Source organism: Rhodococcus globerulus NBRC 14531 (genome assembly GCF_001894805.1).
Lineage (GTDB): Bacteria > Actinomycetota > Actinomycetes > Mycobacteriales > Mycobacteriaceae > Rhodococcus_F > Rhodococcus_F globerula.
Window position 1 is genome coordinate 22,242 of sequence record NZ_BCWX01000006.1, and the last position, 12,953, is coordinate 35,194.

General features: G+C 60.8%; 9 protein-coding genes. All 9 read left to right on the plus strand.

From position 1 onward, the window contains the following. Window positions 1–13 precede the first annotated feature (13 nt). Genes RG2_RS25895 through RG2_RS25935 form a run of 9 tightly spaced genes read left to right on the plus strand, consistent with a single transcriptional unit; the run spans window position 14 to window position 12,868 of the window. A complete protein-coding gene (locus RG2_RS25895) occupies window positions 14–1,999 on the plus strand; it encodes a SaeA-related protein (protein WP_033235989.1) in 1,986 nt (661 codons plus the stop codon). Beyond that, the gene (locus RG2_RS25900; protein WP_051730664.1) at window positions 1,996–4,902 is read left to right on the plus strand and encodes a GAP1-N2 domain-containing protein; all 2,907 of its coding nucleotides are present in this window, start codon (window positions 1,996–1,998) and stop codon (window positions 4,900–4,902) included. The genes RG2_RS25895 and RG2_RS25900 overlap by 4 nt, the downstream gene beginning before the upstream one ends. Further along, window positions 4,902–5,906 carry a hypothetical protein gene (locus RG2_RS25905; protein ID WP_033235990.1) on the plus strand — a complete coding sequence of 335 codons (1,005 nt, stop codon included), beginning with the start codon at window positions 4,902–4,904 and terminating at the stop codon, window positions 5,904–5,906. The genes RG2_RS25900 and RG2_RS25905 overlap by 1 nt, the downstream gene beginning before the upstream one ends. Next, on the plus strand, window positions 5,903–7,072 hold the full coding sequence (locus RG2_RS25910; RefSeq protein ID WP_033235991.1) for a TRAFAC clade GTPase domain-containing protein: 1,170 nt from the start codon (window positions 5,903–5,905) through the stop codon (window positions 7,070–7,072). Before RG2_RS25905 ends, RG2_RS25910 begins: the two co-directional genes overlap by 4 nt. A gap of 4 nt (window positions 7,073–7,076) precedes the next feature. After that, on the plus strand, window positions 7,077–8,435 hold the full coding sequence (locus RG2_RS25915) for a TerD family protein (RefSeq protein ID WP_080711817.1): 1,359 nt from the start codon (window positions 7,077–7,079) through the stop codon (window positions 8,433–8,435). Beyond that, window positions 8,432–9,046, plus strand: a complete 615-nt coding sequence (locus RG2_RS25920) for a hypothetical protein (protein WP_033235993.1) — start codon at window positions 8,432–8,434, stop codon at window positions 9,044–9,046. The genes RG2_RS25915 and RG2_RS25920 overlap by 4 nt, the downstream gene beginning before the upstream one ends. A gap of 37 nt (window positions 9,047–9,083) precedes the next feature. Beyond that, on the plus strand, window positions 9,084–10,706 hold the full coding sequence (locus RG2_RS25925; RefSeq protein ID WP_033235994.1) for a DUF4407 domain-containing protein: 1,623 nt from the start codon (window positions 9,084–9,086) through the stop codon (window positions 10,704–10,706). Further along, window positions 10,703–11,287: a hypothetical protein gene (locus RG2_RS25930; RefSeq protein WP_033235995.1), complete on the plus strand. Its 585-nt coding sequence runs from the start codon at window positions 10,703–10,705 to the stop codon at window positions 11,285–11,287. Before RG2_RS25925 ends, RG2_RS25930 begins: the two co-directional genes overlap by 4 nt. A gap of 27 nt (window positions 11,288–11,314) precedes the next feature. Beyond that, window positions 11,315–12,868 (plus strand): protein kinase family protein, encoded by a 1,554-nt coding sequence (locus RG2_RS25935; RefSeq protein ID WP_033235996.1) that lies wholly within the window; start codon window positions 11,315–11,317, stop codon window positions 12,866–12,868. Window positions 12,869–12,953: the final 85 nt, after the last annotated feature.

Sequence of the window (12,953 nt, forward strand, 5' to 3'; positions counted from 1 at the left end):
GAGACGTTGAGCGATGAGCGCACAGGTACTCGAGGCACTTCAGCAATGGCGATCGGGCGCGATTGCCGCCGACCAACTGCAGATCGGCGTGATCAAGGATGCGCATCTCACGCAGATTGCGCGATCAAATCGTAGAACGAGCGCAGAAATCGAATCGATGCTGCCGCGCACAGCCAGGCCGATGGCCGGGCACATTGCGAATGTCATTGCCGGACTGGGTGAGAAGGCTTCGGATCCGGCCGCGCCGAGAACAACTCCGGCCGACGCGGCGATTGTCGAGGACGTTGCGGTCTCACAGTCACCGGTTGCGGCAAATTTGGTAGATCTGAGCACCGACGATTTCTGCGAGTTCGACTATTCGACGGACGGAAACAGCGACACCAAGCTGACGGCGAAGAAGTCGCAGGGTGGACACCGCATCGAGTGGGAAGCACACGCTGCCGGCTCCGGCGCTGTTGTCCTCTATCGCGTCGTCTCAAGCGAGGAACATCCGGCATACAAGCCGGAGGTGGGTGAGCTACTCGGCGTCACGACGGATACGTCGTTGACTGATCTCCGTGGGCCGAGTTCGGCGGTGCGATTCGTTCAGGTGTGGTGCCACGTCGGGCGAACAATCGACGATGCGGCTTCTGAACAGCCAATTCTCCTCGGTACCGCTCAGATCATTAGTCCTGTAGTCGATTTGGCTATCTCGGAGGACGAGGGCACCGTCATCGGCCGTTGGGACACCTGGCCAGGAGTCAAGGTCGTCCGCGTGATGCGGTTGGCGATTGCGGGTGGTCCAGGTGCCGGTGGTCAGGTTCGAATCCATCCCGACGATGACAATCTCGGCGGTTTCGTGGATTCGAGCGCGGAGCGTGGTCAGCGCTATCTCTATCGCGCGATCTGCGAGGTGCCAGTAGGCAATGGAACCGAACTCTCGCCACCCGTCGAAGAAGTAGTGCAAGTCTCAGTCGTATTGTCTCCTGTGCACGATCTGTCGGTTGATACCTACGGTGACGCCGATGAGCCACGATTCGACCTGCGGTGGACTAGTCCACCGGTCGGTAAGGTTGTCATCTACCGGACAGAAAGCGGACCGAAACCCGGTATCGAGGAGTCGGTTCTGGCAGAAGGCGCGTTGGAAGCGTCCGGCGGACTGCCGAATGATGCCCGCCTGATTCATCCGATCAAGGGCGCTCAGACCGGGAACTGCCTGATGGCCGGGGTGTCGTGGCCACGAGGGTGGACACGCGCCTACTTCACGCCGGTGACGACGCTCGACAATACGGTTCAGGTCGGGAAGACGGTATCGGCTACCCGTCCGTTGGGTGCGGTTCGGCATCTGCGTGTTGTAGAGCGATGCGCAGAACAACTTCTCACGTTCGCCTGGCCCGACGGCGCAGCTGCCATCGAGGTATATGTCAGCACCCGCGACATGGATTCGGCGAGTGCATTGGCTCAGCCTGCGGGGCACGAGATTTCGAGGAGCAAGTACGAGCGGGACGGTGGGCTGCATTTCCCGGCGCAGTTGCCGGCTATCGGTTGCTCGGTGCATGTGGTCCCCGTGTCGTACACCGCAGGAGCCAAGGTGCTCGGTGCTCCGAGTGTCGTGGATTATCCGGGATTGTTGCGCGTTCAGTACGACGTGGCGCTGCGTGATGCTGGTTCCACCGTCGACATAACTCTTGCGCCGGAACGTGATACGAACGGTTCCCCGCCGTTTGTGTTGGTGTACAACGCACATCGTCTGCCTCTGAGCTCGACGGACGGAATTGCGGTGGATGTATGGTCGGCTGGATCCGAAGCCAACGGGCGTTCGAAGCAGTTTCAGCCTCACCAACTCAGTCGAGCAGATCGAGCAGCGACGTGGAGTGCTGATGTACGGGGGCTCTGTGGATACATCCGCCTGTTCGCCGACCTCCGTCCGAGCCATCGAAGCACCTTCGCCCTGATCGATCCGTCTGTCGAGAAGCTCTGGGTCGACAACAGAGATCCGTCCGCCGGGCAGGCGGGATGAGTAGTGACTTCTTCTCCGGGAGCGATTTTCCGACGGTAGTCATCGCACGCGCGGACATTGCCGCACCTCGGTATGGCCAGTTGACGTACACGTCGTTCGACCGGCCAAGCGTCGGCCGCGGGCAGGTGCTCGGCGGCTGGCAGGTGAAAGATCTCGCAGGCGATCTGGACGAAAACGAGCAGGAGGCCGTGCGCGCGGGCGTCAACACTCGACTCGAGCCAGTTGTTGCGCCCCCACAGTTTCCAACGCAAGAACAGATCGATTCACGGCCGCGCCGGTTGCACTACGGACCTTTGCCGGCAGGTGCCGTTGCGTATTGGCATTCCGCACCGGCCGGTTCCGATGCTTCGGGTCGCCCCGGCAATGTGTTCGTCCACGCACTCGTAGATCGAACGCCGGATCTTCCGCCACTGCGTCGACCGATTTCCCTGTGGCACTCGACCGGGTGGCTGACGCCGTACGGGGCCGATGTGGTTGCCGGTTCGACATTGGGCGCTACTGCGGATTTCCCCGAGGGCAAATCGGTGGCGCTGTCGCAGATCGTGAACTTCGTCCTCGATCCCGAGGTCTGGAGGATCGGTGTGTTGTGTGTTCTGCTCGATGCGGTCAATCACGCAATGCACCACGGCGGCACGGTGATTCTCGGGGTTGAAGGTCCTGACCGCGGCGCACAGTGGATCGGCGCGGTGAGTGCGCTGATGTCATCGTCGGCGGCATCCCACTTCTACTTCTCTACCTACGAACGCAGACCCAGCGCGGAGGATATCGACGCCCTGAATGCGCATGTGGTGTGTGTGCCGATCGAGGATCTGGCCGACTTGGAACTGCCGGAGAACACGGTTGTACTCAGCGAAGTCGAAACTCCGTCCCTCGGCGAACTGGGCGCCGCCGACGGATCGAATCACGAATCGCATCGAACCGAGCGCAACGCCGAGGTTCAGGTATCGGAATGGTCGGTTCTGGCTCAGACGGTTCTCCTCGATGCTGAGACCGCACTCGGTGCGTTGGGGCAGCTCGACGAGATTGCGAAAACCGATCCCGTTCGCGGCGCCGAAATCGCTTGGCCTCTTGCTGCGCTCGTGTCCGAGAACAACAGTTTCAGTGATGCACACGTCGAAGCGCGAAGAGTGCTCGACGGTGCCCCCAAGCCGCTGCGACGGATTCAGCTGCCGGAACCGGCGGCGGCGCTAGCAGTATCCGTTGCTCGCGCACCCGGGCATGTACCTGGAGCGACGGAGTCGGGAGAACCGAATCTGCACAATATTCTTGCGATGCCGATCTCCACTCCTGCCGAGATCGACGCGCGGTGGACTGCGTTCCTGCACTTCGTCCGTAACAATCCGGGCTGGTCGATGGGATCCGGCACCCAACTCAAGTTGTTCGGCAACTTCGAATCGCACCCCTCACGGCGGCTTTTGGCGAATGTTCAGAAGACAGCGGAAGATTTCTTCGACCGCCTCGAGGGCAAGGATTCACCGGCCGATTCGGATACACCATTCCTCGTCGAGGTCGAAATACTTCGGTTTGCAGATCTGATCATGCACTCCGGCCGCGTGGATGACGCGATCGTCAACGTCGTCCAGAAACTTGTCGACCTGGCGGTAGTGCCGCTTCTCTTGGACGATTCCGTGGCACCGCGGTTCGTGCGCGATGTTTTGTCGGTCGAGGCTCCGCTGAGGGCGCTGCTCCGGAGCTGCCTTACCGATGGCACGGGTGCGGCGTACTTAGTCAGTCGCCCGCTGGGTAGTCGTGTGCCCAAGGCGGTCATTGAATGGATGCTGCCAGTCGACGACCTTCCCACCGACGGGAGTATCCGGGAGAACGCAGAGGTAGTGGCAGAGTCCAGTGTGGCACTGGCTTCTGATCTGGTGATTCGGATGCTCGACAATTCTGATGAGCATGAGCTGAACGGGTGGGGACAGTTTGTGCCGCAGGCGTTGTGGCGGGTTCTGTGGGAGGCGCACAACGGCGGATTTGTGGTCGGTGATGCCAGCAAGCTTCTCACCTCGACGCACATACCGGAAGAAGATCTCGAAGAATTGGCTTGGCGCTTTCCCGGCATCATCCCGCCGAGATTTCTTCAACGAATAGTTCTGTCACACACTGGTGATCAAGGTTCGGTCGATCTTGCTCGGTCTGCGGCTCATTTGCTGACGACCCAAGCCGATACGCGCCGCGACGGCAGCGTGATTGTGACGCCTCCCAATCAGCGCAAGGATGACTGTGCCGTGGCGTGGGCACGGTTGCGCTCTAGCGGCCGGTGGGCAGAGTTCGGTGCAGAGTTGCAGTTCGAGGTAACTCGGATGCGACCCGCTCTCGTCGACTTTTGCCGAATGAGCGCTGCGGAGATCGCTGCGCTGACCGGCGACATGGTCGATCGAATGATGTTGTTGCTCTTCGCTTCCCGATGGGCTCGGGACAGATACGCTGCGCCATTTGTTCCGTTTGTAGGTGCCGCTCAGGCGGATGCTTTGAGACGGTCGGTCCTCGGATCGAGCGACTATGTCGGTGTCAATATCACTGAACTGATCACCTCGCGGATCATCGATCGTGAATGGCTCCTGGCGACAGTCATGCTCATGACGAGCGGCGCGCCGCGAAGTAAGCGGCTCAAAGCTGATGTGCTGACCCGCGTAGGTCTCGGTGCCGACAACGGGAACGGTCTTCTCGAATCACTGGCACGGGAATCGCTGTCGGATCTCCGGGGCTTCGACCGAGAGGGTCCGTCTCCGATCGCCGACATGTTCCGCGACGAAGTGCGGCGTCGGCGCATCGTGGATTCACAGGCCGTGATCGATCAGTATCGGCCGCACGCCTGGAGTTGGTTCGATCATCTCGCGGTGGCAACACGTGCATCGAAGGAATATCAAAAGTTGTTCAATTTGGGAAAGAGGAAGCGCTGATGCCCGCTTATGTGCTCGATGGAGCTGGGAGAGTAGATCTTCCGCGCCGACCGTTGGCCGTCAGCGCCGACGCCGGTGGAGTGGGCGTCGAGCTGTCCGCGACTGCGCAGCACGGTGAGTCGACGGGCGCTGTGCATCCACGTCCGGGTCTGATGATTCTTCCTCGGATCGCGGACGTGACCACTGTGTCGGCAAGGCCTGCCAATGGGCAGATCGCGTTTCCTCAGGGAACGGTCCTGCGAGTCACGATCGGGGTCGACAGTCAGAACGATCTCGACCCGGATCGAGCGGAGCTTCGCCCGATGGACGTGTCGGGACTGCACCGTGCCGATTTGGCGACGATCACCCCTGGTGCCCAGTCGCTCGAGATCGCTGCGCGCAGAACAGAAGTTGACGTCGCGCTCGGCGAGCTGGCATCAGTTGCTCGGTCGAGTGCCCGCGGAATTCTGCGCACCGATCGGCTTCGCGACGCAGATTGCTACTCGGTCGGCATCGATATCGACAGTTCCATGTCGATGGTGCATCGATTCGATGACTCGAGCGTTGCAACAGTCGTGGATCTGTTGGCGGGGGTGTCCACGGTGCTCGGCGACGCTGCACCGACTGTGTCGGTGCTCGGCGCCCGATCGACTCCGGTACCTGAGTGCGCGCTGCGGGATCTGAAGCCTGTGGTTCAGGGCGTTCTGGACTCAGCCTCGATGGGTGTGGGCTTTCAGTCTGTGCCGTCCATGCCCGCGGCCGCCACGTCGAGGCACATCAATTACACGATCACTGACGCGGTACCGGCTGATTTTGTTGCGGGGGTATCGAATTCGTCGACTATTCGCCAGTTGGTAGTGCTGTCGGATGTGGCACCGGCATCAATTCCGGCGGGTACGTACTGCGCTGTCATCTCTCCGCGCTCGGTGGCGAATCTCGAGGCCGACTCGAGTGAACTGTCTCGGATCGTTTCGCAGTTACTGTCTCCTGTTGTGTCCGACTCGACCACCGGTGGTTTCTCGTGAGTAAGTGCCCGCGCTGTTTCGTCAGCCTGACCTCTGATCATTTTGCCTGGACACAAGCGTCGGGTACGACAACCGAGGCCGATCCTGTTGCAAGCGCGTATCACGGTGGTCAGGTGCTCTCGCGCAAGATCATCGAGTTGCGCCGACCGGTGGATGCACACGCTGGCTGGGCACCGCCGCCGCAACACGCAGAACTCGAGCTGGGTGGACCTGTTCGCGAAGTGTGCCCGACCTGCCATTACGTCCTTGTGGACGGTTGGCGCAACGCACAGGTCACCTGCATCGCTATGGCGGGAGCGCGGGCCACGGGTAAGACCGTGTACATCGCGGTGTTGATCAAGCAGTTGCAATTGCTGGGTGAGAGTTGGGGTGCCGTTGTCGAACCCTTCGACAGCACCACTGAGGCGACATACCGCGACCATTACGAGACCCCGCTGTACGAGGCCCGAGGAATTCTCGAGGCGACGCCCGCTGCGCACACCGGTAATCCCTATCAACGCGAACCCCTGATCTTCAGCCTTGGTCATTGGAACAACGTCTCGCAGATTCTCGTGATCCGTGACGTCGCGGGTGAGGACTTGGAGAACCCGGAAAACGCGCGGGCTCCCTGGTTGCAGTTCTTTGCGCACGCGGACGGCGTGCTCTTCATGTTCGATCCGTTGAAAGTCGAATCGGTCACCAACCAACTACACGATTTGGTGCCGACGCAGGAACGGGTCGGCGGAGATCCCCGAACAGTGCTGCGCACGGTCCTCGGCATCATCGGGTTGGGAACACCCAACCTCGCCATAATCTTGTCCAAATTTGATGCACTGCAGTCACTTCAGAGCGTCGAAGGAAGCGATTGGAGTCGGATCATGTCGAACCCCGGCGCCGCGTTCTCCCGGGATTTCAGCTTGCGATCGGCGCCCTATCACGACGGTGATGGTCAGCTTCTCAACCAAGAAGTCCGTAGTCTCCTCAAGAAGCTGGACGCAACTCCGATGGTGATGTCGGTGGACCAGCCGCATACCGGACGCCCACTGCCCAACCGATACTTCGCGGTATCGGCGTTGGGTGAATCCCCGGTAGGGGATCGCCTGCACGCCAGTGGGATCACGCCCTTCAGATGTCTCGATCCGGTTCGTTGGGTGCTCGCAACCCGTAGCGTGTGGCACTGGCAGTGACGTCATGACTCACTCGGTTCCGGGGGCGGGTATGGAAGCGCGGGCGGAGATCCTCGATTTCCTGCTCGAATCAGGCACCTGGCGAACAGGATTGCTCAGTCTGCTCCTCGATGGGGTAGGTGCGGCGATCGATGGCGGTCCTGTTGTTGTCCTCGGAGTAGCTGACGAGCGCGTGGGGCGGCTATGGTTCGGCGCAGTGTCGATGCTGTGCGCACCCAGCGGCTCGGAAGTAATCCGGTACCAGCACGCGGAAGGCCGCGAACAGGTTCGCGAGGGCGCACACCTGATCACGGTGTCCATGGCAAATCTGTACTTGTGGGCTGGATCCGGTGGTGTGGTGATCGGAGAGGACGACAACTGCAGTCTGGGGGAGATGTCGGTCGACCCGCATCAGAGCGAGCGAGGGACGTCGGTCGCTGTCACGCACTGGTCGCTCCTGGCTGAGGCGGTACTCGTTGACTCTGCGACAGCGCTCGCGGCATTCGAACTGCAGGAGTCGATAGACAAGAAATTTGCGACCGGAACGCTGCATCGGTTGTGGCCCTTGGCGATGACAGTGGCGTCTAGGCCGGACATGCACGAATCGATGAGCACGGCCGCAGAGGTTATCCGAGAGCACTCACCCTGGGAGCTGGTCGAGCAGGGCGAACTGTTCAACCTTGCCGTCGGTACTGTCGCGGGCGGTTGCGGCCGCGACGCGGCTGTAGAGTGGCGTGATCGCTTGACTGCGGGTCCTGCCCCTGAGCCTGCCCTACACGTCCCAGATCCGTTGATCCGATTGCCGGAACCAGCGCAGGCCCCCACCCCGAATCCTGTTGTGGCTCAGCCGGAAATTCGAACCTTGCTGATGGGTGAAGCGGCAGATCTTTCCCCCGACACTGTGCGATTGGGATGCTCTGTGTCGTGGACGCAGCCGATGTCGAATCAGTTGGAGGTTGATCTTGTGGCCTTCCTGCTCGATGAGAACCGCACAGTCAGCACCGACGAGGATTTTGTCTTCTACAACTCCGCGGTGGGAGGCGCAGGCGCGGTTGCGCTGTCCGTGCTGACACCTGAGGCGCAGCGCGTCGACATCGATTTCGGTGGGTTGGCCGCGCGGTATCACCGCGTTGCCTTGGGGGTCGTCATCACGGGGCCCGGGTCGTTCAGTCAGCTGAATCCTCTGCGAATGGTCCTGACCGACAATGAAGTTCCGATCGCCGATTCGATCTGTACGCACGGCACCACTGAACAGGCGATGATCGTGGGCGAGTTCTACATGCGGGCAGGTCGTTGGCGAGCGCGATCAGTTTGGCAAGGATACGACGGCGGCCTCGCGGAGTTGGCGACGTCGTACGGCGTTGTCGTGGACGGCCCAGGGTGATCGATCTTGCTAGCCGCCGCATCGTCGATGTACGAGGTCACCTGACCGATCCTTACGCTGCGTCGTTGTTGGTGGTGACGATGATGCCGGTCCTTTCGGCGATAGCGTTCGGGTCGATCCTGTGGCGTCCGCTCGGGTACGTCGTCGCGGTTGCCTCACTCTTCTACGTGCAGAGATTGCACCGCTGGATCGGATCTGGATTGCGAGGCATCAGTTCGGGGGTGCCGAATAGTCGGATATACCGCGCTACAACCTATCTCGTGATCGTTCTTTTCTCCGCGATGCTGTCTATCCCCGTCGTACAAGTCTTCTTTCGAGGTGATCTCGCGGCGATGGCCGCTCCGACGGTGGTGGCGGAAATGACGGACGGTTGGCAAGGGGCGACGGCGCCGGAAGCGATCTTCGGATCCACACCCTCGTGGCCGTCGTACGCGCCATGCCAGTTCGTTCAAGGATGGACCGGACCCACCGTAGCGAACTCGTGTTACTCGGCAGTGGGGTACCTGCGGATGTGGCAGATGCCCACCGCGTTACCGATGTTGTGTTCTCTCACCATGATTTACATCCTCTTTCCCCTCACCCTGGCCAGATTCGGTCGGTTGAACAAATAGCCTTCGACTTCCCTCGAAGGCATTGAAATGGATCGGTATGACGAAGAAGTATTATCTTGCGCGCCTGGCGGGCTCACGCGTCGATGTTCTGGAGAGACTTCCAGGCTCGGTCGCCAAGCAGACGGCAATGGGTTCGGTTCTGCTGACGACGGCTGGTTTTGCTACAATCTCGGCCGCCTACGCATTGTCGATCACAGGGATTGCAACAGGCTGGGCCGCCATCGCCGGTGGTCTGGTGTGGGGTCTCGCGATTCTCAACCTCGACAGGTTGTTGGTGATCGGACTCTCCGGCGAAAAGAGTATTCGACGCAGTGTAATGATGGCGTTGCCGCGAGTGTTCTTGGCGATTGTCATCGGATTCGTCATATCGACGCCGTTGATGCTCAAGGTTTTCGAGAGTGAAATCGAGACACAGCTCAACCGCAATATCCTTGCATCGCAAGAGCAGTTGAGGACCGACCTCAAGGACTCGACGTTGAGTTCCGACCTCACCGAGGCGGAAACCGAGTTGGCTCAGATGCGTGCGTTGATCAACGCCGGCCCCACAGCAGACCCGGCAGCCAACCCGGAAGTTGGACTGGTCCAGACCGAGATCGAAAAGCTCGAGGCGACGGCAGCGAAACAAAAAGCTGATTACGACGCCGCAATGACCAGGGCGCTCGAGGAAGAGGAAGGCACGGCCGGTACCGGCGTGCCGGGCTGTGCTGCGCTGTGTGTCGAGAAGAAGCGGCTTGCAGGCGAGGCAGAGAAACTATGGCAGGGAACGCTCGAGCAGATCAGGGCGAAGGAAGCCGAAAAGGCGACTGTCGTAGCCACACTCAAGGACGTTCTGCTGCAGGAGAGTGAGAAAGCCGTCGCCGACGCGGAACGTGATTTGCCTGCCGTCGAGCAGAATGTCGAGACATTGCGCGCCCAAGTTGACGGCGCCCAGAACGGGTCGTACGCGCTAGAGCAGGCCAACAAGGGAATCATCGCGCGACTCAAGGCGCTCAACGACCTCACGGAGGGCGACGGGACAGCGGGCATGGCCCACCTGGCGGTTTCCGTTCTGTTCATGCTGATGGAACTCCTTCCGGTCCTCTTCAAGGTGATGGCCAACGCGGGCACCCGCACGCCGTACGACGAGCTGGTCGAAGCCTTCGAGGAGGAAGAGAAGCGAGATGCGACGGAGGAAATCGATACCCGCAAACGGGTGTCGGAGTTCCGCCGAGATGCCGAGTTCGACGCCGAGCAGGACCGCATCAGCAAGCAGCAGGAAACAGTACTCAAGGTCAATGAGACTGTGGTTGCGCACCAATCCGAGGTAGTCGACGAAGCACTCGAGCAATGGAGTCGGCATGCAAAACGTGTGTCGACCGAACGTCTACGTGAATGGGAACGTGGTCTGATCGCTGAGGCCCGCGTAAGTCCCGACAGCGGGGCGAGGGACGTGGAGACCCGTCGACCGGAGCCGGTACCGACGTCAAGGTCGTCAGCGCCTGGTGTGGTATTGGACAAGCCGCGAAACCCGGTGACGGCTCCGTATATCGGCGGAGGGTATCCGCAGAGTCCGGCCACAGGCAGCGCGCCCGCCGGCCCGTTGCCGCATTGGATGTCCGAGACGACCTGGGCCGACGGGCCGGCTTCACACCTGCAGCCACCGGAGTCGATGCAGCAATGAGCACCGAGCTCGAGATCGAGCGGATTGTTCGCTCGCACATCGACGTTCGTGTTGTGGTCGACGACGACGCGAAGGAGCTGGCTCGGGATCTTCTCGAACAGCTGACGCAGTGGATAGCCGACGAATGTGCACGGCGCCCGATCCTCTCGGACATGTTTGCTGCCAGCGTCACTCACGTCGGTGGACATGTGTCCTTCAACAGCCTGGTCGACTGTGCCCACGGCAAAGTGGGTCGGCCGTTCCTGGAGCGACCTTCTCGAACCGTGGTGTCGGTGGTTGTCGGTTCGGCTGCGGCCATCCTCGCTCAACCAGGCAGCACTGAAATCTCCACGGCACCTGCGATGTTGGTGTGGCTGATCGGGGATGATGCGACGTCAGCGTTGCTGAAGGTGCACGATCGGATGGGGCCGAGAGGTCGTAGGACGGTCGCTGACAGCTCGCTGACGCCGGAGCTCTTTCTCACTACCTGTCAGACGGTCGTGCGAGGAGTACTCGAACGCCCGGGGGAATGGTGCGGCGAATTAGTCGGAAGTGTAGGCGTGAGCGCAGCGATGCGAGGTGTGGGATATGCGGTGTCGTAACGGTGTGCAATTCCTGGTGGGGCGGACATGAGCGTTGATGTCACTGCCCTGAGCATTCTCCGCGATGTTGAATCACCAGAAGGTCTTCCGGCCTTCGAGGTGAAGTCTCCGAAGGGCGTCGGACGTGGCTTCCGCTCTCTCTTCCGCACGTTCGAGGACGCGAGCGACGTTGTTGCCGCAAATGTGCGCTGGCTGATCGATTTTCGTGCGCATCTGACTCCTGAGGATCGCTCGACGCTCGACGCGTCATTTCTGTGGCCGCTCGAACTTGTCGAGTCGGACGGCGTCGCCGTGGGATATTTGACCGGTGTGGTTCCGGCGCGATTCGAGGAGCGAGTGCAGACACCCCATTCGGGGGTCGTGACGGTAGCTCGAACTTTGGACTGGCTGAACAATCCCGCGCACGCAAGGGATGTGGGTGCATCGGTGATTGTCGAACCGGATGACATTATCGTGCGCTCGGCTTACTGTGCTCAGATCGCGCGCGCGACGGCGTTCCTCCATTCTCGAGGCGTCGTGTTCGGCGATATCGGGCCCTTGCGCGTGGTCACGAGCGATTCACCCATCGACGTTGTGATGATCGGTTCCGAGTTCATGCACGCCGCCGAGTCTCCGTGGCGTGGACCCGGAGTGCATTCGCACGGGATGACACCACCGGAATGTGTTGACGAGGCGAGAGTTCAAGACGTCGGCACTGATCTCTTCAAACTGGCGTTGATATTTCGCGACGTACTCGGTGCGGCGCCGGCGAAGGCGTCGGAGATTTCGTCGTTGGCGGGTTTGGTCGGACGCGTTGACCACCGTGGAATCGAGATGTTCGAGCGGGGGCTGGGGTCGGATCCGGGAGCGCGCCCGTCGGCCGTCGAGTGGTACGCGTATCTGTACTCGGAGACCATCGCGCATTCGGCTCCGCCGGTGATCGAGATGTTCGGTGCGGTTCCTGAACACGGGATTCGAAATCAATCCATCGAATTCACCTGGAACGTCCAGGGACACCGCAGGCTGAACCTCGAAACGCCGTGGGGCGAGGTTCAAGAACTCGACATCAGTGCGTCGAGGTACAGAGTGACGTTGAAACAGTCCGGGCAGTTCCGTTTGATCGCGTCTAATCCGAGTGGAACTACCGAGCGGCCCAGCGACATCGTGTATGCCTTCGATCCTCCCGCTGTGCGTTTCGTCGAGGTTCCCGAGTTGGGCGGGGTTGCGCAGGCTATGACCGGTCTTGATTCGACGGTGCTGTCCGACCGAGTGGTGCAAGGACCCGAGTTCAATTGGCTGTATGGCAGTTTCGACGCAATTGCATCGCCGGAGTTGCCACCGCTACTGGAGCTTCCGCAGTTCGATTCCCCGGGTGTGCCACTGCACCAAATTGATTGGACGGCGCTGACATCGATTATCAACGATACGATGCGGGCGGCCGATGCCGAGGTACGTCAGGGAGCGCTCGGCCGCGGGAACATCGTGGACAGGGCCGGATTGCTAGTTTCCCGCGTGCGATTGCGCACCGATAGGGTTACCAGCGGCCTTCGTCGATCGCGAACTCGTCGGAGTAGCTCGAAGCGCCGCTCCGACGAGTCGTAGCTGTGTCGAGGTAGATGTCCCTTGTATGTCCCGATCTAGGTTTTTGAATCTTTGAGAATGAAAAGATTCGGCGGGGTGTTGTGGC